The organism is Rhizobium sp. CB3090, assembly GCF_029714285.1.
Classification (GTDB): Bacteria; Pseudomonadota; Alphaproteobacteria; order Rhizobiales; family Rhizobiaceae; genus Rhizobium.
Map to the genome: position 1 here is coordinate 1,167,494 of NZ_CP121662.1, position 20,222 is coordinate 1,187,715.

Consider the following 20,222-nt stretch of genomic DNA (forward strand, 5'->3'; position numbering starts at 1 on the left):
TCGCCGGGCTTCGAGAACCAGTCGGGTATCGAGCGCTCTTCCATCATTGTTGCCCCGAAATTTCAATCAGCTTCACATATTGAACGGTGGACCAGTCGACCTGTCCAGCGTTATCGACCTCCTGGTACTGGTCGATCGCCACGAAGGTGGCCGTGTACACCGAACTAAACGACACTTGAAAGGACATAGTTGCTTTAGACACCAAATCCTCCCCAAGGAATTCAAGCCAGTCACGGGCTGTTTCGAACGCTTCCGCTTCAGCGATCATCGTCGTTAGCCGTCCAGCATTGGTTCGCCCATACGCGATTTCGGCGTCCTCCAATACGAGGCAACGGCACTTCAATATACTGCTGGCGAACGAGATTTGCATGCGGGCGCTTATACGAATCTCGCGAGTCGCAGTCTTGCGAGCGAGGCTTGCGCGGCACTGTAGCGTCCGAATTCCATCATTGCGGAAGGGCCGATCCTTGCGGCTTCGCTGCCTGTTTCGCGCGGATCTTGTCGATGCGGGACCAGTTGCGCGCGAGCTCAGTTTCGGCGGCGTGGTCCATGTCGACGTTCTGCGCGTTGCAAAGGGCCGCTAGAGTCACGAGAACTCCGCCAATCTCCTGAACGACTTCTCCTTGATCGCGAGAGAACACATAATCAACGAGTGCTTGGGCATCGGCCCGACTGCATCCGGAAGCCTGCGCAAGTTCCAGCGCCTCTTCGAGGAAACGATGCGCGCGCTCATGACTGTCGTGATGTGCCAATGGCGGGAAGCAGCTCACGATCCATTCGTGAACTCTTGCCTGGAAGCTATTCGTCTTCAAAGATTCCTCCGTTATGGTCGGCGTGCGGAGAAGGACTCACGCTTCTAGGTACACGATAGCACGGGTGCCCTCATAAACAACGACTGCGTGCCCGTCCTTGAGCCTGCCCACATCAGAATTTTCGTTCCGATGCCGAAGCGTGCCGCCCCGCGATTAGGCGGCTAGCGGCAGCCCGCACGGAAGGAGCATGAGATGGAGCGCTCATGGTCAAGTAGTTTCCCCACAGGGACAGATTCGCCGATCCGTTCGCGCTCGCGAGGCCGATCCCATCTGTGGGGCGAGAGCTGTGAACTTAGATCTTCGGCGTGTTGCTGTCTTCGCGGATGTTTCCGGGCTGTACAGGCGCGATCAGCTCGAAGAAGCTGTCTTGAGTGAACCGACGTATCGGCGTTAGCTTCCCGAATAGGAGCACCGGGTATATGAAGGTCTTATGAATGCTACGGACCAACATGGCGCAGGTTCTCAACTGGGGAATTTCTAGCATTCCGGCGTCGAATTCTTCCGCCGAAGTGCCGCAGTCCGCATCGATCTGATTGAGGACTGCCTTATACGCGCTTGCAAAAGCGCCGCGGCGGACGGAAGTGAAGGTCTTGTTGAAGTCGTCGCTCGTGTCCACGACTGCAAGACCCAGCGAATCCATGATGAGATACTGCCATCCAACCGATTGCGCCTGCGACAGGTCGGCGTCGATTGCTGTTCGACGGCTCATAATGAACCGGCGCAACGGAGGTAGGTGGCCGTATTCGCGGTTCTGCGGATCTTGATAGGGATGGCTACCAAGAGCAGACATCGCTCGTTCAAATGTTGCCGTGGCTACCATCGACGGGATGCTCAGTCGGAACGTCATGTCAGGCTTCTTCTCAAAGAGGTCATGGTGCTTTCACGAAAAACGTATGGGTCCATTCACCCGGCACATCCCAGTAGTTTGCCAGCACCCATTGTGTCGGGTTCTCCCGTTCCCAGACACTCGGATCGACGCCTGGATCCTCGACAGTGTAGTACTCGTTGTCATCATCATCGATCCGACATCCTGAAAGTGCGATGGCGTGCCCGCTTCCGTCATCCCATTCGATCTGCCCTAACACGGGACGTCCGTTCCCCAACTCCCAGATCACGCTACGAAAACTTACCGGACCAATTTCGATCGAAGCAAGGCAAAGCACAAACTCCAGTGCCTCGCGGAGGTGCCCCTCCTTGTTCCATTCATCGTCGAGCTCCGCTTTTTCGTCGAAGCCATGCTGCTGGGCCACAATTTGTTTCTGCGTCACCGGATATTTTCTGTCCAGGTAGAACGATACGCTGGAGGCCGCCGCGGCCCAACACCACAAGGTCATTATCTGGCTTTGCATCTCGAACTGAATCTGCAAGCCTTGCTTCGTCCGAACGGGTGAAAGAGGGTACTTCTTCCAGGCCCATGACAGGAGTGTCGTCACTGGCTTAAACGTCAATGTCATCGGTATCGCTCTTATAGCTATTGATTGATTTCCGTTGCATGTCCGCTAGGCGACGGACAGCACGGGCGCAGCAATTTAGTGCCCATGGACGAGGCGGCCGCCGCTCGAAACCATCTTCCAATCCGAAAGACGTCCTTGGGCGCGCAGAAGATGGCTAGCCCCGTCGCCTGCACCATAGCGATGATCTGCTGCTGAAGCTCGATGATCCGCTTCATTGCAGCGGAACGCGCCTGCGCCCACGGGTCGATGTCGGCCATGTGAAGTGCCCCTTTCGGGACGTCCATACGACATCGGATGTTTCAGGGCCGGTAAGCGGATCGGTAAAATGCGAGCGATCTCAATGGATTCGCTTGGTTCTCCATTTTCGGATCGTTAACCGGAACTCGGTATTCAACCGAGAACGGAGGGACTTAGCATGCATCCTGATATCGAGGTCATCGAGATGAATTCTGATCCGCGGACTGGGAAGCCCTGTGTCGTCGTGCGTCTGGACGGCGAAACCCTAGGCATCTACGGATCGTTAGAACAGGCGCGGAAGTACTTCGGAAATCCTGTGAACGCGCGCGCGCTGAAGAAGAAGTTGCTGCCGGGTATGGTTTGTGGCACCCGGCTCGTGCGGTCGTTCGGCAAAATGCGGAAGCACGCCGTCCTGGCGGTGATCGACGCCGATGGCGAAGTGCTTTACCACATCGTCGTCACGCCGGGTAACGTGTACCCTGGATCCTACGCCCTCGACGCTGCACTTGAACTCGCCGGAACGCTCGCGACGGAATACGACGCCTCGCCGGACAAGACGCCGAACCCGCGCGACTGAGCGGCGAAGCGGTTCTTCAACAGACCCTTCTTCAGCATCTCGACGTTCGCTGGATCGTCCCAGTTCATGAGTGCGCCCTTTCCCGCGACGACTTCATGTTCGATCGCATCGATCAACCGCATCAGAATCCGCGCGAGCTCGCGAACTTCTTCTAAGGTACCTTCGTCTGCGATGTCGTTTCCTATTGAATCTATCAGCGTCTTCATCACTTCGACGTCGCCGCGTCGCTCGCTTCTTTTCAATGCGTTCAAGGCCGCTTCCTGAAGTCGTTCGCCCATAAGTCTCTCCCGGATCCATTCGAGATTTTCGAATGTGTTGCCGCCGGCGGCAACCCTTTCAAACGGGCATCCGAAACGAGCTTTCCTGCGCCGCCCCCGAAGGATTCATTGTCGCTGTCCAGCACCGCCCCGATGTCGCTTAGCAATGGGACGCCCGCAAGTTCGTCTGCCGACACGGCCTGCGCCTTGTCATTTGCCACGATCCAGTTTCCTACGGGGTAGGACCGCCCGAGGTTCAGGGCGATGCGGCTGAAGACGCCATTCAGCGTGCTCTGGAGCGCAATGGCTACCCCTTCCGATGAGAGTCCACGCTATTTGCAAAACGCAGGCGCTCAAATGTCGGATATGCCGCCATTTAAGACTCGAGGGGAGCCTCTTTCCCGTGGCGAGCAAGAATTCGGATCTTGATCTTAAGGATTTAGTCGAAATCGAGTTTACAATTTGGGCGACAGTAAGCTATAAGTGGTGTTCTGAGGTCCGTATTCTAGTTTATGCATTTGAAAATGCTCGATAGACGGATTTAGTCTTACCTTAAGTTCTGATTTTCCCTGAAGTATTGCGCTGCCTGACGCGATTTACTCCGCAGGCGAGGTGATTTCGCATGCCCATCGTTGTGAGCAATCAAACCTAAAGTTTTGTTGTGGAGGGGGTGGCAATGAAAACCAGAATTGTTTCATACCTGATGTTTTTTGCGTCAGTTATTCTGATGGCATCGCCCGTTAATTCACAGTACCTTCAGATCATTTTTGTGGATCCGAACCTTGGGCCGATATGTACCGGTCCGATAGGTCCTGGTCCATGTCCCGCAGTTCAGAGCTGGATGGCCAGTCATGGAATGCTAGGGAACACTGGCGCTCCGCCGCCGCCATCCGTCCCACCTTTGATTCAGATCGCAAATGACCCAAACTTCGGGCCAATCTGCGCTGGGCCGTTGGGGCCAGGACCATGCACAGCCGTCGCCCAGTATCTCCAGCAGCGATATGGCCAACTACCTCCGATCCAGCGGCAGGCAATTCCGAACATCGTTCAGATCGGCAACGACCCGAACGTAGGCCCGATTTGCGTGGGTCCGCTTGGGCCCGGACCATGTGATGCTGTCCGCGCCTACCTTGCACGGCTGGCCGCGCCGTCGCCCTCAGTCGTTGGCGACCTCGGCGCCGTCACCGTCACTGCAAGCAATGTCCCTGGGATGGACGCGATGTGTAGGGGTCCGACAGGCCAGCAGCCCTGTTCGCTTCTGCAGCAGTCGGTTGTCGACTCCGGTCGTCCTCCGACAATCGGGACGCTACCCAACGCGCAGAACTTACCTCTGGAGGATCTCGCGAAACAGTGCGCTCAGCGGGCGGGCCTGGACGTCGTGAACTTTGCGTCATGCACCGGTCGGGAAATGATTCTTACTGAGCGGCAGAAGGAGATTGTCGACTGCGCTAGTACTTCCAATGACAAGATCGCCTTCGGCTCTTGCGCGGCAAAATCGATGGGATTCGCCTTGAACGACCGCCAGCAGAAGCTCTTGGACTGCGCACATGATAACTCAGCGAACATGGACGATTTTCAGAGCTGCGCCGGGGCCGCCATCCTAGGCTCGCGAGCTTCCGGTACCTTGAATTGCTTCGGGGACGCCAATGGCGACACCGAGGCTTTTGCGGAATGTGCAGGAGGAAAGCTCCTCGGCGATGTGCTGACCGATGATCAAAAGGAGGCGATAACTTGTGTCGCGAAGTCGTCCGACGCATCCGATCTTGCGCAGTGCGCCGTCGATCAGTCGGGTCTCTCGGACGACCAAGAGGCCGTAATAAAATGTGCGGTGCAATCTCAAGGTACCGCTTCTGGCTTCATCAACTGCGCCGGAACAGACGTCGTCGAAAAGTACATGGGACGCGACGCCTCCGCAGTCCTCAAGTGCGGTGTCGACTCCGGCGACGCCGATGATTTCGCCGCTTGCGCTGCGACCGACATTCTAGGACAGCATGCCACTCCGGAACAGAAGGTCGCGCTCAAGTGTGCAGCAGAGTCTGGGGGTGACATCGAGCAGATGGGCGTTTGTGCGGGTGCGAACATGCTCAACATGAAGCTCGATCTGAACCCAGAGCAGCAAATAGCTGTTCAATGCCTGGTCTCCAGCGGCGGCCAGCCCTACGCTGCCGCAGGGTGCATGGGAACGAGGTTGACCGCAAGGGAATTGACGAAATGCTTCACCGACGGTGTCGGTGGTCACGGATGCTTCGGAGATAACAACGATCTGGTCGGAAAGAATGGCTGGGTCGCTCAACGGCTCAAGGACCTCGCGGGGGGACCGAACTCCGTCATAAACAATCCGGACCAAATTTGGGGCGGGAACAATTCGTTCGTGCGCAATCCCAGTCAGATCTGGGGCGGCGACAACTCCTTTATAAGGAATCCGAGCCAGATCTGGGGCGGGCCGAACTCCGTATTCAACAACCCAGGTCAGCTCGCTCCACAACCCATTCAGCTCGGCAAGATTGGAAACACCCGGATTTGTCTTCCATGGTGTTGAACACCTGGCGCGCTTCGGGAGTCGATATTCAGAACTTTTAGCCGACCTGCAGAGGGACATGCATGTGAAATCTCTCACGACGCTAGCATGCGCAACTCTATCCATGGCGCTATCCACCAGCGCCGCCGTATCGGCGGATACCGACTACTTGGTTGTATCTGCGAAAGTAAACCCAGTACAGCACCCAAAAGGGCCCGGAGACCTTCTCGGGGAGTGCGCACGGAACGATGCTTGCTCGGCGGTGGTCAAGGCAGGCGCCGCGTACTTAGGAGTTCCTTCCATGGCGGTTTCAGCCGCGCTCGCTTTGGTAGCGGGAGACAAGCCATCAGGCAGCGAGGAGGGTAGGTTCAGGATCTCCCTCCCTGCTGGATACGTGTACTGCCGATCGCAGATACGCATGAATTCCGTCGTTCCGGCTGATGGAAAAAGGGCTTCGATTTTCAGTGCGTCCAGCGATGAAAACGGAATGTCGTTCTACACCTGGACTCCGAAGCGCGGTGTTGGCCAGGGAAGAAGCTGGGTTGACGCGGACGTAACCGTATATGGTGTCAAGGCGAGTCTCGTACAGCAGGCACAAGCCGACAAGAAATGCACGGTCTGGGGCAAGAACATAGAAAATTGCCGAGGAAACGGCAGCGGCGACAGACCTGAATGCAAGAGCGTCAACGACTAGAACGGGCTCAATGGAAGCTTTCCAGAGGTCGAGAAAATTCATTCCAGCCGTGTCGGCAGCTTGGGTGTTATCGCTAGATTACGCACGTTCCGCCGATCTCGAAGAAATCGATCTCGCCACGAAGGAACGGCTGAAAAACAAGCCGCGGCCGTTGCCGAAAGACCACGATTGCGTGGAACCTAGTCATGATGTGAAAGGCGGGACTGACGATGAAGGCGTTAGCAAGACTCTGGACATGGATCGGAAACCTGTTCGTCCCGCTCGCGATAGGCTGGGCCGTCTATGTGCGCAACGGCCTCGCCGACAAGCCGCCGCCGGACGGTGTGCTGGTTTCACGGGCCTATTGGGGCGCACTGGTAGCTCTGGCGGCCGCGGCCGCGATGGCATGGACGCTAGCTCTATATGTTCATCTGGCGAAAACCGAAGACGAACCGATCCTCGTACCACCCAATACCATGTTCGAGGACGACGAATCGAGAAACCACATCATCTCCTGGGGGACGGTCGCGGTCTTCGTGCTAGCGGTTGTGGCATCGCTCGCCGTGTTCGGTGTCAGGTATTCGGAGAGTCAGATTCACGGGTGGAACGATCAGCAGCCTCTTCAATCCAACTTTCTCGGAAGTCGAGCAAGGGCGTTCGAGCGTGGCTGTGACGCCCAGCCGTGTTTTGCCGTGGCGCAGCGGGTCGATGCGGACGACAATCCCATTTTCGGAGTGAACGAATATATTTTATATTTGACGGACGGCGTCCTCGTGTTTTTCGCGCTACTTGCGGCGTCAGGCCTTATCTTTCTAATGTGGCAAATACTGATCCATCGAAGACCGCGGCCGTTCGAGTTGTGAGCGGCGATTCTATGCCGCTTGCTAAGAGAACGTTATCGGAGCGTTGCGGCAGCCGCCTTGCTGGGTAGTTTCAGTCAGGGGGGTCTCACTCGCTAAACGGCCACCGGTGCTGATTCCCATCCTTGGCCAACGGCGATATCAGGGTGTACCATTGACCTTTGTCTCAGGAGCGGTCGAGCGATCGGTCCTATCGTCCCGAGGCGACTGGACCGGCCGAAGCCTCAGGAGCCGACCATTCTCGAGGACACTGACGGATATACGAACCGACGCATCGGACGTGCCCGCAATGATCATGATCGGTTTCGGACATCCGTAGCTGGTGTCCATCGAAATCGACCGCATTTCCCGGATATCGTTGCTGCTCGGATCAGGGGCGCCGCCGGGATGGGAATGCCACTCGCCGAGATAGTATTCGCCATAGGCCCACCGGGCGCGAAGTTTTGCTGTCAGTCCGCTGATGCCCCTCTGAAACCAAGCCCTTCCGGAACTAGAGTCAGTGGGGCGTTCCGTGGCTGCGGTGACGACTGCCACGTTCCCATCATTTCCGTACCGCCCAATGAGGATGCCACCCGTCTCCTTACCAGTCGACGCAAGGGACTCTTTCTCCATCAATCGCAGGGCGGCGTCAGTCAGACGAACTTCTACGGTCGCGCTGATAGCTTGAAATACCACCACAATCTTCTCAGCCATTGAGCTTCTCCACCGTGCCGTCGAAGCCTTGTCGATAATACAGGCAACGGCGCCCCGGATGTCTTATGGCCTCCAAGATGGCCCTTGCTCCGACTGCGCCCCACATGCGGACATCTGCTGCCGTCGCCGGAAACACAGGATGCCAGCATCCGATCCCTTCCATGCGGGCGTCGCCGAAATCGGTCGGTGGCACATTCATCTCGTGGAAGCTTTCCTTTGCATCGATTGCCGGGAAGGTGGCTTCGGACGCAGTGAACACCAAGAGCCCTTCGGCCCGCCAGGTCATGGCCAGACTGACGAAGGTCGTCTCGCCGCCCCAGTCGAACTCCGCCAGGGCATCAAGGACCGCATCCGATCCAGTGCAGTCGATGATGACATCAAACGATCGCAGCTCGTCCGCGAGTTCATTGGTATCCGGAGGAAAACTGGCGACGATACCTTTGACATCTGCGTCCGGCATGATCAACGATAGAGCGTTTGCAAGCGCGGTAGCCTTGTCGTGGCCAACCGCATCCATGCCAAGCACATGCCGAGTAAGGTTGCCGACATCCAAAATGTCAGGATCTAGTATTCCCATCCTTGTCACGCCCATACGTATAAGGTTCTCGGAAACGGCGCCACCGAGTGACCCCGCGCCGATGATCAATACCCGCTCTGAAACCATCCCGGTGCCGAAGCCGGAGCGCGTCCGGATCTGGTCGGGTTCCCAATTGACCGTCCGCAGCCACGTCAATGAAGAATTTGCCATCGGTCGGGTGCGATCAATGAAGCGACGGGTCTGCTCGTTCGCGCGAAAGCCATTCTTCTTGGCCTTGCGATCAGACAGTTCGACTGATCCGACAGCGATCCAGTGGTATTTCGAGGGAGCCTCACCGATCAGTTCCGCGAGCGGGAATCCTAGAAACAGCGTGACCATTCCACGATCGTCTTTCCGCTGCCGGCGATCGGCGCCAGCGACCTCGAACACATCAGCGAGCTGAACGCCCTGGCTGTCGAGGTGGGAGGAAAGATCCGCCCACGTGCGCGGCAGTTCCCAAGGTGCCAGCACTGGCAGGTTATCGAGCGAAATCCAGAGGCCCGTTTTTGCGGGAGCTGCTTCAGCTATTGCCCGCCCCCATACCGACTTTCTTATCGGCGCCAACTGGCGGTCCCGGAAAGTCGTCATCGCGTAGCTAATCTTCGCGCCCGGCAGGTTGGCAAGGTCGACCCATCCCCATTCATTGGTCCGATCCTGCCAGAATGTCAGGTCGTCGGCTGAGCCAACGAAACCGATAACCGGGAAGTTTGTCTGCCCAGGCCCGGACGGCAGCTCCAGCGGCTCACCTTCGATCGCGAGCTCGCCCGTGGCGGCCGCGTCGATCCAGATCAGAAGGCGTTCCAGATGCCAGACTATCTTCTCGTCGATCGTGTCAGGTTGGCCATTCCAGGAGGCGCGCCCGAATACACCCGCTGGACGATCAAGGCAGGGATTTCCCAACCTCCACGGCAGTGATCCACTTCCTTCGCGGTTGAAGGACTGGTGCTGGAAGGTCGTCGAAATCCCACCGATCATCGCTGGATAAACGGTGATGGATTTCGTCCGCGGAACAAACACGACATACCATGCCGTCTCGGCCGAAATGAACTCGGTCGAGGCGCCGCTCAGGACGGCAACGAAGGGCAGGGACCAGCGGCCTTCCGAATCCGATGACCACGTAGCGGTGGATCGGATTCGGGGATGATCGGCGATCTGGTCGGAAACGCTCTGAAGGACTTCGGGTACGAACAACTTCAAGCACCTCACGCGAACCGATCAGTCCTCCGCGGCTCGGCAGGCTGCGACGGAGGAATGAAGAACCCCGCCTTGCGGTCACCGCCATTCGGCCCAGGGAGCGGAAACTTGCTCCCAAACAGCTTTTGCCACAGCTCGCCGCTCTTCTGCGCATCATCCGAATCCAGCGCCTCGCGCGCCTGTCCGGCAGCCGTCGAGATAGCGGTGTGGAAGGCTCCGAAGTCCTCCGCCGAGAGCCGCTTCAGCACGTTGTGCTCCGGCACACCATGGTCAGGGAGTTCGGGTACCTGACCGAGGATCGCTGGGATACGCCAGGTGTCTCGCATTGTTTCCAGAACCTGGACTAAGCCGGAAGCAATCGAAGTGGTGCCATCGTTCAGGACGTGGCCGATCATGTGTTCGAGCGGATATCCCTTCGGGTATTTGGGCAGGCTCAGTGCGTTCTGTTGGCGCCACCATTTGGTCGCGCGCACCAGGTTCACGTAATGACCATTGCAGGCGCGGTTCTTGGCTGCCGTCCATTGGATCTGAGCGAGCGGATGTGTCCGGCCCCAGTTACCAACATCGCGATCTGGCAGGAACAACGGATTTGGACGCCAGTTGCCTGCCGGCGCGTCATCTAGCGCCAGGGGCTGTGTGCCGAAGGGCGTGGGCTGCCAGCGCTCGTTGAGGCGCCAAGTCGCGTCTTCTTCCAGCGCGTTGTCCGTCAGGACCGACTTCGAACGGTACAACCGCTCCATCGCCTGCCTGGATGCGGGATCGGTCGGCAGCGCGGTGATGACCAGATCGATGTCGACATAGGACAGTTCGATCCCGAACGACCGTCCTTGCGGGCGCCATTTCCCTGGATAATGGCGCTCCAGGAAGGGAACGAATTTGTCCATCGCCTGCTGTGGCGTCGTCTCATGGTAATCGATGTCAGTGACCACGACGATATCGACGTCGGGCCGCTTGTCTCCGGTCGGACGAATGGCGGTCGAACGGCGAATGCTTCCTTGCAGGAAGGTGGCGACCACGATTGCATTCAAGTCTCTGTCGGCCGACAGTCGTGACCGGAGCGTGTTCGCTCCTGCCTTCCAATCTTCCTTTTGCCTGTCCGTAGGGCGGATGTCGCGGAGGAATTCAGTGAATTGCGCTTTAAGTTCCATACTCAACCAATCCTGAAAGAGGGGTGGTAGCTACCGTCTACGGCACCCTTGAAGTCGAACTCGTACAATGTGACTGGCCCTATCGCGTCGCGATGCTGACCCATGAAAAATGTGAAGGCATTCGGCGCGGAGATGAAGAAATGCCGCCTTGATCCGAAGGCTGGGCGGAGAGCCTTCACCGCAGCCGCGATCTGATCTGCAAGGTCGGCCGCGTGTTCACCCCCAGCCAGGGACTTCTGGCTGGCACCGTTCGCTGCGACGACATGAAGAATCCGGCCGACGCTCTGAACACGCGCCTTCACATAGGCCTCAACATCATCCATGGCGTTCCGAGAAAGGCTCACGACTACCGCAATATCGTCTCCGTCGCCGACCTGTATGACTTCTGTCGTCGCCGGCTGTCCGCTCTTGCCGTCGTCCGAACGCCAGACGGATGTAGGGCCTCGACCCTTCTGATTGAGTTCGACGTGCGTGGTCGTCTTGAAGCCGAGCATGGCTCCGGCAAGGAAGGCGACTGAGGAGTGAGTGTCGAGAAACAGTCGGATATTCTTGTCGGTCTTACGCACACGCGTGAGGAAGTCTTCTACTGCGGACCTGACTTCCGTGTTCCAGTCAGCACCTGCCTGGAGGTGGCGGACGTCGAACATGTGAAGAAGCGACAAGGTGTTCTCGGAGGTGGCATCGAGGTAGTCTGTTGGGCCATCGCTGAACGACCTTATGGAAATGTTCTTTCGATCTTCCGGCTGAGTGGATTTGATCCAGCCCTGTTCGATGCAAAGCTCCTCGAAGGCCTCCCTGGTTAGCACATTGCGCTCGGTCGCCTTGAGCGCACGGGCCGCGCCGTCGAACTTGAACTCGAGACTGTTTCCTCCGGTCGACAGGCCCACTACCTGGAACCGAAGATCCACGTCCTCCCGCATGTCTTGCAGAGAATGGTAGCCCTCCATGATATGGAAGGTATCGAGGATCGCGAAGAGTTCCTCGTCAGTATCGAGCTTGAGATGCTCTCGCCAGAGCTTGCGGACCTCACCCATCTCGCTTCTCTCGGTTTTGCCGACGGCGAGTTTCTCCAGGTCCAGAGACTTGTCGGCTGTCTTGAGGAGCTTCGACAGTGGATCATCATCTCGTACACGGTCGGTCGTAACCAGCGTGAACGTGGAACGGGGAGGGGCTTTGTCGACAGCCTCCTTCAACCGTTCCAAGATCGAGAATGCTGTAGCGCCGATGAATTCAGGCTCAACCAGATCCTTGAAGCCGAACCGTCCAGCCTGATTGACGTGGAACTTCACTTGATGGTGAGCGGTCTCGACCCTGAACGAACGACGCCCAGCCTGACCCGGATTGTAGCGCACGACGACATCGTCGAAGCCCTTCGGACCGTCCGCCTCATATGAGACCTCGACAACATGTGCCTTCTCCGGATCGCGTAGACCCGAAGCATGTATCCAAAAGAACCGGGCCTGGTAGTCGTGCCCATCCCAGTTCGCAATTACCGCGTCGGCCATGCCCTTTCACCTGTCATAGTTGATTCCTGTTTTGTTCCTTGAGGCATTTCCGGGCACTGAAGTGCCCGGAAATGTGTCTGCTTGTCCGCCAAAAAGGTCGCTCTAGTGACATCAGGATCGCGCAATGACAACCTAGTGGCGCGCTACACTCCGCCATGGATCACGTCGCTTCTTCCTTCCAGGCCTTAGTTTCGAAGGCTCTCACTTTCGAAAATTCATGCCTTCAACTGGTGAACGACCCTTCTTCGGGAGGGTCGTTTTCTTTAAGTAATTGCGCACATTAGATAATCAGCGTGCCCTAATGTGGCGCAGTGTCAAACCCAATGGCACGACACAACAACTAGCGACGCCAGAACCGCTCTCGTTATCGGTTGTCACGCCGCAAGTGTCGCATTTCTTGCAGGTGCCGTAGCTGGACAGTTCACTTGAACCCGCTTCGCGCAGACATATTCAGTTTCATCCCAACCAGGCGCCGAAGCGCCTGGACTTTTTCCGTGAAGCGTTTGCGACATGTTTCACGTCAAAACGACAAACTTCGTGTCATCGTACAGCCTGTCGACCGGGCTGAACGCTTAGCTGCACCCGCTCGTCGCGCCGCACGTGTCGCACTTCTCGCAAGTCCCATTCCGGACCATCGTGAAGTTCTGGCATTCCGTGCACATGTTGCCCGTGTAGCCCTGCATGATGGAGCGGGCGCGGCGTTCGGATTCCAGTTTCTTGGCTTCCGACTTCGCCGTTGCCACGTCATCTGCTGCCTTGTCGGTGAAGAGGGCAGTAGAGGCTTCGGCGGTTTCGTTTGCCAGTTCCTCGGCGATCTCTTCGGCCAGCTCCTTGGCGCGTTCCTCATAGTCGCGCTTGAAGGCGACGACTTCCGAGGTGGAGATGGCGCCGGCCGGTTCGAGCTTGCGCGCGGTGTTGCCGGCGATGGAGGTGATTGTCGCACCGGAAGAGGCCCGCGCTGGGGCTGCCGTTGCCGAACCCTTGACTTCGCCTGCCTGGCGTTCGCCTGACGTCGGCACCAGCGTCGGCTTGTAGCCGCGGGTCAGGCCCTTGGAGACGACATCCGCCTTGCCTTCCGATACGCCGCGTCCAAGCGCCGTATTGTTGAAGTCCGAGGTGTCGACATGGGCGAGGTCGTGGCGGCCGAGATAGGAGATGGCGAGCTCACGGAACACGTAGTCGAGGATCGACGTGGCGTTCTTGATCGCGTCGTTGCCGGTGACGATGCCGGCCGGCTCGAACTTGGTGAAGGTGAAGGCATCGACATACTCTTCGAGCGGCACGCCGTATTGAAGGCCGAGCGAGACCGAGATTGCGAAGTTGTTGATGAAGGCGCGCAGCGCCGAACCTTCCTTGTTCATGTCGAGGAAGATTTCGCCGAGGCGGCCGTCGTCATATTCGCCGGTGCGCAGGAAAATGGTGTGTCCGCCGATCTTGGCCTTCTGGGTATAGCCCTTGCGGCGACCGGGAAGCTTTTCCTGGCTGCGGACAACCTTTTCGATGACGCGTTCGATGATCTTCTCGGTGACGGTGACGGCCTGAGCGGCAGCCGGGGCCTGCAGCAGTTCTTCCACTGCATCCTCGTTATCGTCGTCGTCGATCAGCGAGGCATTCAGCGGCTGGCTGAGCTTGGAGCCGTCGCGATAAAGCGCGTTCGCCTTCAGGCCGAGCTTCCAGGACAGCATGTAGGCGTTCTTGCAATCCTCGACGGTCGCTTCGTTCGCCATGTTGATCGTCTTGGAAATGGCGCCCGAGATGAAGGGCTGGGCGGCGGCCATCATGCGGATATGGCTTTCGACCGAGAGATAGCGCTTGCCGATCTTGCCGCAGGGATTGGCGCAATCGAAGACGGCGAGATGCTCGTTCTTCAGGAACGGTGCGCCTTCCAGCGTCATTGCACCGCAGACATGGATGTTGGCCGCTTCGATCTCCTTCTTGGAGAAGCCGAGATAGTCGAGCAGGTTGAAGCTGATATCGGCCAGTTGCTCGTCGGAAACCTTCAGCGTGCCCTTCAGGAAGTCGGCGCCAAGCGTCCACTGGTTGAAGACGAACTTGATGTCGAAGGCGCTCTTCAGCGCGGCATTGACGGCATCGACCTTCTCGGCGGTGAAGCCTTTGGCCTTCAGCGTCGAAGGATTGATGGCCGGCGCCTGGTTCAGGTTGCCGTGGCCGACGGCATAGGCCTCGATCTCGGCAATCTGGCTTTCGGAGTAGCCGAGTGCACGCAATGCTTCCGGAACGGCGCGGTTGATGATCTTGAAGTAGCCGCCGCCGGCAAGCTTCTTGAACTTCACCAACGCGAAGTCCGGTTCGATGCCGGTGGTGTCGCAATCCATGACGAGGCCGATCGTGCCGGTCGGCGCGATGACGGTTGCCTGAGCATTGCGGTAGCCATGCTGTTCACCGAGGCTCAAGGCCTTGTCCCAGGCCGCCTTGGCATGGGCAACGAGATCCTGGTCCGGATTGTCGCTGTGGATCAGCGCCACCGGATTGACCGACAGGCTCTCATAGCCCGAGGTTTCGCCATAGGCGGCGCGGCGGTGATTGCGGATGACGCGCAGCATGTTTTCCCGGTTCGGCTTGAACATCGGGAAGGTCCCGAGTTCGGACGCCATTTCGGCCGAAGTGGCATAGGCGATGCCGGTCATGATCGCGGTCAGCGAGCCGGCGATGGCGCGGGCTTCGTCCGAGTCATAGGGAATGCCGGAGGACATCAGCAGGCCGCCGATATTGGCATAGCCGAGGCCGAGCGTGCGGTATTCATAGGAGAGTTCGGCAATGCGGCGCGACGGGAACTGCGCCATCATGACCGAGATTTCGAGGACGACGGTCCAAAGGCGAACGGCATGCTCGTAATCGCCGATATTGATGCGTTTCGTCGCCGCATCCTTGAAGGTCATTAGGTTCAGCGAAGCGAGGTTGCAGGCTGTGTCGTCGAGGAACATATATTCCGAGCACGGATTGGACGCGCGGATCGGGCCGGCGGCCGGGCTGGTGTGCCAGTCGTTCATCGTCGTGTTGAAGTGCAGGCCCGGATCGGCCGATGCCCAGGCGGCATAGGAGATGGATTCCCAGAGGTCGCGCGCCTTTACCGTTTTGATGACCTTGCCGTCCTTGCGGGCGGTCAGGTTCCAGTCGCCATCCTTCTCGACGGCGCGCAGGAAGTCGTCCTTGATAGAGACGGAATTGTTGGAGTTCTGGCCGGAAACGGTGAGATAGGCTTCCGAATCCCAGTCCGTATCGTAGGTCTTGAATTCGAGATCCTTGTAGCCCTGGCGAGCGAACTGGATGACGCGTTGGACGTAGTTTTCCGGAACCTGATCCTTCTTGGCGGCGCGGATTTCGCGCTTCAGGGCAGGGTTCTTGGCCGGGTCGAAGCAATCGTCATTGTCGCCCTCGCAATTGACGGCAGCCTTCATGATCGCCTTCAGGTGCTTGGCGACGATCTTCGAACCGGTGACGAGGGCAGCAACCTTCTGCTCTTCCTTGACCTTCCAGTTGATGTATTCCTCGATATCCGGATGGTCGATGTCGACGACGACCATCTTGGCGGCACGGCGCGTCGTGCCACCCGACTTGATGGCGCCGGCAGCGCGGTCACCGATCTTCAGGAAGCTCATCAGGCCGGAAGAGCGGCCGCCGCCGGAAAGCTTTTCGCCTTCGCCGCGCAGCATCGAGAAGTTCGAGCCGGTGCCGGAGCCGTATTTGAAGAGGCGCGCTTCACGGACCCAGAGGTCCATGATGCCGCCTTCGTTGACGAGATCGTCCTCGACCGACTGAATGAAGCAGGCATGCGGCTGCGGATGTTCGTAAGCCGACTTGGACTTGGTGAGCTTTCCGGTGAAGGGATCGACGTAGAAATGGCCCTGGCCGGGGCCGTCGATGCCGTAGGCCCAGTGCATGCCGGTGTTGAACCACTGCGGCGAATTCGGCGCGACGCGTTGGGTGGCGAGCATATAGGCAAGCTCGTCGCGGAAAGCGGAAGCATCTTCCTCGGAGGAGAAATAGCCGCCCTTCCAGCCCCAATAGGTCCAGGTGCCGGCGAGACGGTCGAAGACCTGGCGCGCATCGGTTTCGGAGCCGGCCTGGCTTTCCTTCGGCAGATCCTTCAGCGCCGCATCATCGGGCACGGAGCGCCACAGGAAGGAAGGAACGTCGTTTTCCTCGACCTTCTTCAGCTTGGCGGGCACGCCGGCCTTGCGGAAATATTTCTGCGCCAAGATATCGGCGGCAACCTGCGAGAACTGCGCCGGCACGTCGATGTTTTCGAGGCGGAAGACGATCGAACCGTCAGGGTTCTTGATTTCGCTCGTCGCCTTGCGGAATTCGATTTCCGCATAGGGTGACTGGCCGGCCTTCGTAAATCGACGTTCGATGCGCATGATCCCATACCTCATTCGTTGGCGCCCGTCCTCGTAACGGAGGCGCAAAAATCCTGATCCGGCTTCGCGGTTTCAGCGCGCAGCCAGTGTTCAATCCGCTTCCTGACAGGAGGTGTCATCCGGAGATGATTTCCTGTATCTTGTGGTGATGGTGGCTGTAAACACTAAATATAGTATTAACAGCTTATTGCCGCCAGTCCCCGCATGTCTTTTTTTGGCAGCATCGATATCGGCACAAAAAGCCCCCGTGGCGCCATCAGTCATGATGTATCGCCCTGATTCCAAATCCGATTTCGAGTTAAGGACCAGCCCCCGTAATTTCGTCCGGTCCAGTCGCCGCCGCAACGTCAGTCATTAACTTTGAAAGACCCGATTCCGTCAAGGGGTGGTCTGCAACGGATTTTTAACCACAATATCTTGTGGGCTTGCCTGTGGAAATTGGGGAAACGCCAGGAGTCCCGAAGATTCAAGCGTTTGGCGGAAATTGCTCGCCTTTCGCGCGACCGCTTGCGAGCCGAACGCTAGCCGCAACGGAAATAAACAAGACAATATTGTGACCGTGACTTAGAAACCATTGGCAGAGGGGCAAAAGCATGCAGCAACCCCTCATGATTCGCGCGGAAGGCCTTGAATCCCACGAAATCTTGGTATCTCGACAACCACTAAATATAGTGGGCGCCGAAGCGCCCACCTCTATTGCTGATGCCTGTGTCCGGTTTTGGCACACCCGCAGAATCACAAGTGATTCGCGTGAACCCGTATGAGGTCAGCCGCGGTGACCCTTGGCGATCGGCTCCTGATAGGTGAAGCCCATGTCCCAGGGGAAGTAGATCCAGGTGTCCTGGCTGACCTCGGTGATGAAAGTGTCGATGGTCGGCACGCCCTTCGGCTTGGCGTAGACGCAGGCGAAATGTGCCTTTGGCAGGAGGGTGCGCACTTCGACCGCCGTTTTGCCGGTATCGGTCAAGTCGTCGATCACCAGCACGCCTTCGCCGCCGTTGGCCGCCAGCTCCGGCGCGATACCCTTGAGCAGGTTCATTTCGCCCTGGCTCGAATAATCATGGTAGGAGGCGACACAGACGGTCTCGATCAGGCGGATATTCAGTTCGCGTGAGATGATGGCGGCGGGAACGAGGCCGCCGCGGGTGATGCAGACGATTGCCTTGAACTCACGATTGAGTCCGGCAAGCCGCCAGGCAAGGGCGCGGGCATCGCGATGGAACTGATCCCAGGATACGGGAAAGGCTTTATCGGGGAGGGACATGGCTCAGAGGCTCCGGGAGCAGAAGATAATGACGCACCGGCGCTGCCGGCGACCCTGAGCAGACCCCGCGACGGGCGCGGACCACGGACCAAATCCTGAAACGCGATTCGCTGGCTCTCCGATCGAACATGCCCCTCCAAAACCGTTTTGGACTTAGGGACAATGCTTGACGAACCACGCGAATGGGTTCCCTGGCGGGAATTCTCTCATCGGTCGCTGCTTTCTGCTGGATTTGCGGGCAAAAGGCAAGAGCCGCAGCTTCACCGCCCGTCCGGCAGAGCCATGCGTCAGCGCGCCAGCAGCGTCATCGCCGTCATCGATTGCAGCAGCGTGCGCGTCGTGCCGCGGAAGATCAATTGCCAGAGCCAGGAATGTGTATAGGCACCCATGACAAGCAGATCGATGCTATCGTCGGCGAGGCGGTTTTCGATGACCTGCGATGGCGTCTTGCCGCCACAAGTCGCCGTTTCCAGTCTGGCGCGAATGCCATGGCGGACAAGCGTGGCCGTGATCTCTACGCCGGTCTCCCTGGGCGAATGCGTGGAACTGTCAGACGTGTCGACTGAAAAAACCTCCACGGAATCGGCAGTCTTCAGAAACGGTAGAGCATCGAAGGTGGCGCGAGCCGCTTCCTTCGACCCGTTCCAGGCAATCAGCACGCGCCGGATCGGCTTCGGCTCGGTAAAGATGTAGGGGATGAGCAGCACCGGACGACCGCTTTCGAACAGGAAGCTTTCGACATCGACATGCGAGTCGGAAGATTTGGATGGATCGGGCTGTACGGCAACGAGCAGATCGGCGCTGCGCGCCGTTTCCATCAGCGGCTCCGAACCATAGCCGACGGTGCTTGCGAAATTGCGCCATTCATAGACGAGGCCCTCACGCTCCATTTTCGCGCGGAACAGCCGCTCGATGTCGACGGCCTGACTGTGCGCCATGTCCTGCAGAGCCTGTACCGCGACCGGGTCGGGGATTTCCATCGGCGCCACCAGAGGCACGGCCGAGACGATTTCCGCATGCAGACCCACAATATGAGCGTCATGTTCCCGAGCGAAAGCGGCGGCGAAATCGACCGCCACACGCGTATTGTCGGGGGTATCGAGTATGACCAAAATGGTTTTATAGGGCATGACGTGATCTCCCATGAGGAAAGGTCCTATCGCTCCATTATATCAGTGTTCCGCCTGATAAGAATGCACCGATATAAGAGCGGTTCCCTCACGGGCTAAAAGCACTCGCTGAACGTCAGGCCTCAGCGGACTGATTTTCCTTTGCTTTCCCCTGCCTTATCGTTTCGATCATGGCGCGCACCTCAGCCGCCACGCTTTCAACCAATTCGACGGAACGGGCCCGCACGACGATCTCGGTCGAGAAGAATTGGCCGACATAGCGCGGGTAGGAGCCGATGCTGGTATCCGGATGAGCTTTCTGGATGGCGCCGAGCGGCGTGCCGATCTCGCCTTCGCCGTAAGGGCAGGAAATCGCCGCCGAAAGCATGCGGGCGCCGGTGCGCAGGGTCGGGACGACGTTGTCGAGCATCGCCTGAAAAACCTGCGGCACGCCGGCCATGACGTAGACATTGCCGATGTTGAAGCCCGGCGCGGTCGAAACCGGATTGGCAATATGCCTGGACCCGACCGGCATGCGCGCCATTCGCTGGCGAGCCTCTGTGAATTCCATCTCGCGCCGCGCATACATCTCCGCCATCAACCGCATCGCTTCCGCGTCATGTTCGCAGGGCACGCCGAAAGCCTTGGCGATGGCATCGGCGGTGATGTCGTCATGCGTCGGACCGATGCCGCCGGAGGTGAAGACGTAATCATATTGGCCGCGCAGAGCGTTCAGTGCGGCGACGATGGCGTCTTCGTCGTCGGCGACAATGCGGACTTCCTTGAGATCGATGCCGGCCAGCAGCATGACATCGGCAAGATGGCCGATATTCTTGTCTTTCGTCCGGCCGGAGAGCAGTTCGTCGCCGATGGCCAGCATCGCGGCGGTGACAATGGTTTCATTGGTCATGGAAATTATCCGTGGAATTGCGCAGGGGCGCGTTCGAAAAAGCGTTTCAAAT

The 20,222-nt window shown here is 58.3% G+C and carries 19 protein-coding genes; 4 read left to right on the plus strand and 15 right to left on the minus strand.

All coding sequences use genetic code 11. The annotated features are described in order from the left end of the window. Positions 1–43 precede the first annotated feature (43 nt). The 5 genes from QA646_RS05700 to QA646_RS05720 all read right to left on the minus strand — a co-directional run bounded on the left by QA646_RS05700 (position 44) and on the right by QA646_RS05720 (position 2,523). Positions 44–268: a hypothetical protein gene (locus QA646_RS05700; RefSeq protein WP_283058067.1), complete on the minus strand. Its 225-nt coding sequence runs from the start codon at positions 266–268 to the stop codon at positions 44–46. Positions 269–446: 178 nt separating this feature from the next. Then, positions 447–812, minus strand: a complete 366-nt coding sequence (locus tag QA646_RS05705; protein ID WP_283058069.1) for a hypothetical protein — start codon at positions 810–812, stop codon at positions 447–449. A 292-nt stretch (positions 813–1,104) separates the two neighbouring features. After that, positions 1,105–1,659, minus strand: coding sequence for a hypothetical protein (locus tag QA646_RS05710; RefSeq protein ID WP_283058070.1), 555 nt, complete (start codon positions 1,657–1,659; stop codon positions 1,105–1,107). A 22-nt stretch (positions 1,660–1,681) separates the two neighbouring features. Next, positions 1,682–2,266, minus strand: a complete 585-nt coding sequence (locus tag QA646_RS05715) for a papain-like cysteine protease family protein (RefSeq protein ID WP_283058071.1) — start codon at positions 2,264–2,266, stop codon at positions 1,682–1,684. Between the two features lie 17 nt (positions 2,267–2,283). Further along, on the minus strand, positions 2,284–2,523 hold the full coding sequence (locus tag QA646_RS05720; protein ID WP_283058072.1) for a hypothetical protein: 240 nt from the start codon (positions 2,521–2,523) through the stop codon (positions 2,284–2,286). A 158-nt stretch (positions 2,524–2,681) separates the two neighbouring features. On the opposite strand from QA646_RS05720, the gene QA646_RS05725 reads away from it, so the two are divergent. Continuing rightward, positions 2,682–3,080, plus strand: a complete 399-nt coding sequence (locus QA646_RS05725) for a hypothetical protein (protein WP_283058073.1) — start codon at positions 2,682–2,684, stop codon at positions 3,078–3,080. On the opposite strand, the gene QA646_RS05730 is transcribed toward QA646_RS05725, so the two are convergent. Further along, positions 2,990–3,358 carry a hypothetical protein gene (locus QA646_RS05730; RefSeq protein WP_283058074.1) on the minus strand — a complete coding sequence of 123 codons (369 nt, stop codon included), beginning with the start codon at positions 3,356–3,358 and terminating at the stop codon, positions 2,990–2,992. The two genes, QA646_RS05725 and QA646_RS05730, sit on opposite strands and share 91 nt — an antisense overlap. Positions 3,359–4,745: 1,387 nt before the next feature. On the opposite strand from QA646_RS05730, the gene QA646_RS05735 reads away from it, so the two are divergent. From QA646_RS05735 to QA646_RS05745, 3 genes are all read left to right on the plus strand, one after another. After that, positions 4,746–5,876 carry a hypothetical protein gene (locus tag QA646_RS05735; RefSeq protein ID WP_283058075.1) on the plus strand — a complete coding sequence of 377 codons (1,131 nt, stop codon included), beginning with the start codon at positions 4,746–4,748 and terminating at the stop codon, positions 5,874–5,876. A gap of 280 nt (positions 5,877–6,156) precedes the next feature. Beyond that, positions 6,157–6,549 (plus strand): hypothetical protein, encoded by a 393-nt coding sequence (locus tag QA646_RS05740; RefSeq protein ID WP_283058076.1) that lies wholly within the window; start codon positions 6,157–6,159, stop codon positions 6,547–6,549. Between the two features lie 209 nt (positions 6,550–6,758). Beyond that, on the plus strand, positions 6,759–7,391 hold the full coding sequence (locus QA646_RS05745; RefSeq protein ID WP_283058077.1) for a hypothetical protein: 633 nt from the start codon (positions 6,759–6,761) through the stop codon (positions 7,389–7,391). A gap of 138 nt (positions 7,392–7,529) precedes the next feature. Here the strand turns inward: QA646_RS05745 and QA646_RS05750 are convergent, their stop codons facing one another. From QA646_RS05750 to QA646_RS05790, 9 genes are all read right to left on the minus strand, one after another. Next, positions 7,530–8,081, minus strand: a complete 552-nt coding sequence (locus tag QA646_RS05750) for a Mov34/MPN/PAD-1 family protein (RefSeq protein WP_283058078.1) — start codon at positions 8,079–8,081, stop codon at positions 7,530–7,532. Continuing rightward, positions 8,074–9,675 (minus strand): ThiF family adenylyltransferase, encoded by a 1,602-nt coding sequence (locus tag QA646_RS05755; RefSeq protein ID WP_283058079.1) that lies wholly within the window; start codon positions 9,673–9,675, stop codon positions 8,074–8,076. Before QA646_RS05755 ends, QA646_RS05750 begins: the two co-directional genes overlap by 8 nt. 185 nt (positions 9,676–9,860) lie before the next feature. Further along, the gene (locus QA646_RS05760; RefSeq protein WP_283058080.1) at positions 9,861–11,000 is read right to left on the minus strand and encodes a hypothetical protein; all 1,140 of its coding nucleotides are present in this window, start codon (positions 10,998–11,000) and stop codon (positions 9,861–9,863) included. 2 nt (positions 11,001–11,002) lie between these two features. Beyond that, positions 11,003–12,505 (minus strand): SAVED domain-containing protein, encoded by a 1,503-nt coding sequence (locus tag QA646_RS05765; RefSeq protein WP_283058081.1) that lies wholly within the window; start codon positions 12,503–12,505, stop codon positions 11,003–11,005. Positions 12,506–13,077: 572 nt separating this feature from the next. After that, positions 13,078–16,887 (minus strand): vitamin B12-dependent ribonucleotide reductase, encoded by a 3,810-nt coding sequence (locus QA646_RS05770; protein ID WP_283058082.1) that lies wholly within the window; start codon positions 16,885–16,887, stop codon positions 13,078–13,080. A 90-nt stretch (positions 16,888–16,977) separates the two neighbouring features. Beyond that, the gene (locus QA646_RS05775) at positions 16,978–17,151 is read right to left on the minus strand and encodes a hypothetical protein (RefSeq protein ID WP_283058083.1); all 174 of its coding nucleotides are present in this window, start codon (positions 17,149–17,151) and stop codon (positions 16,978–16,980) included. Positions 17,152–17,653: 502 nt separating this feature from the next. Beyond that, complete coding sequence (gene gpt / locus QA646_RS05780; RefSeq protein WP_283058084.1) at positions 17,654–18,151, minus strand: xanthine phosphoribosyltransferase; 498 nt, start codon at positions 18,149–18,151, stop codon at positions 17,654–17,656. Positions 18,152–18,438: 287 nt separating this feature from the next. Continuing rightward, complete coding sequence (locus QA646_RS05785; RefSeq protein ID WP_283058085.1) at positions 18,439–19,281, minus strand: universal stress protein; 843 nt, start codon at positions 19,279–19,281, stop codon at positions 18,439–18,441. Between the two features lie 115 nt (positions 19,282–19,396). Continuing rightward, positions 19,397–20,170: a competence/damage-inducible protein A gene (locus QA646_RS05790; protein ID WP_283058087.1), complete on the minus strand. Its 774-nt coding sequence runs from the start codon at positions 20,168–20,170 to the stop codon at positions 19,397–19,399. Positions 20,171–20,222: the final 52 nt, after the last annotated feature.

What these genes read in the sequence shown, in the direction of transcription:
- QA646_RS05700 (WP_283058067.1), bottom strand. Translation starts at nt 268, where the DNA reads ATGATCGCTGAAGCGGAAGCGTTCGAAACAGCCCGTGACTGGCTTGAA.
- QA646_RS05710 (WP_283058070.1), bottom strand. Translation starts at nt 1,659, where the DNA reads ATGACGTTCCGACTGAGCATCCCGTCGATGGTAGCCACGGCAACATTT.
- QA646_RS05715 (WP_283058071.1), bottom strand. Translation starts at nt 2,266, where the DNA reads ATGACATTGACGTTTAAGCCAGTGACGACACTCCTGTCATGGGCCTGG.
- QA646_RS05720 (WP_283058072.1), bottom strand. Translation starts at nt 2,523, where the DNA reads ATGGCCGACATCGACCCGTGGGCGCAGGCGCGTTCCGCTGCAATGAAG.
- QA646_RS05725 (WP_283058073.1), top strand. Translation starts at nt 2,682, where the DNA reads ATGCATCCTGATATCGAGGTCATCGAGATGAATTCTGATCCGCGGACT.
- QA646_RS05730 (WP_283058074.1), bottom strand. Translation starts at nt 3,358, where the DNA reads ATGGGCGAACGACTTCAGGAAGCGGCCTTGAACGCATTGAAAAGAAGC.
- QA646_RS05735 (WP_283058075.1), top strand. Translation starts at nt 4,746, where the DNA reads ATGATTCTTACTGAGCGGCAGAAGGAGATTGTCGACTGCGCTAGTACT.
- QA646_RS05740 (WP_283058076.1), top strand. Translation starts at nt 6,157, where the DNA reads ATGGCGGTTTCAGCCGCGCTCGCTTTGGTAGCGGGAGACAAGCCATCA.
- QA646_RS05745 (WP_283058077.1), top strand. Translation starts at nt 6,759, where the DNA reads ATGAAGGCGTTAGCAAGACTCTGGACATGGATCGGAAACCTGTTCGTC.
- QA646_RS05750 (WP_283058078.1), bottom strand. Translation starts at nt 8,081, where the DNA reads ATGGCTGAGAAGATTGTGGTGGTATTTCAAGCTATCAGCGCGACCGTA.
- QA646_RS05760 (WP_283058080.1), bottom strand. Translation starts at nt 11,000, where the DNA reads ATGGAACTTAAAGCGCAATTCACTGAATTCCTCCGCGACATCCGCCCT.
- QA646_RS05765 (WP_283058081.1), bottom strand. Translation starts at nt 12,505, where the DNA reads ATGGCCGACGCGGTAATTGCGAACTGGGATGGGCACGACTACCAGGCC.
- QA646_RS05770 (WP_283058082.1), bottom strand. Translation starts at nt 16,887, where the DNA reads ATGCGCATCGAACGTCGATTTACGAAGGCCGGCCAGTCACCCTATGCG.
- QA646_RS05775 (WP_283058083.1), bottom strand. Translation starts at nt 17,151, where the DNA reads ATGACTGATGGCGCCACGGGGGCTTTTTGTGCCGATATCGATGCTGCC.
- gpt (WP_283058084.1), bottom strand. Translation starts at nt 18,151, where the DNA reads ATGTCCCTCCCCGATAAAGCCTTTCCCGTATCCTGGGATCAGTTCCAT.
- QA646_RS05785 (WP_283058085.1), bottom strand. Translation starts at nt 19,281, where the DNA reads ATGCCCTATAAAACCATTTTGGTCATACTCGATACCCCCGACAATACG.
- QA646_RS05790 (WP_283058087.1), bottom strand. Translation starts at nt 20,170, where the DNA reads ATGACCAATGAAACCATTGTCACCGCCGCGATGCTGGCCATCGGCGAC.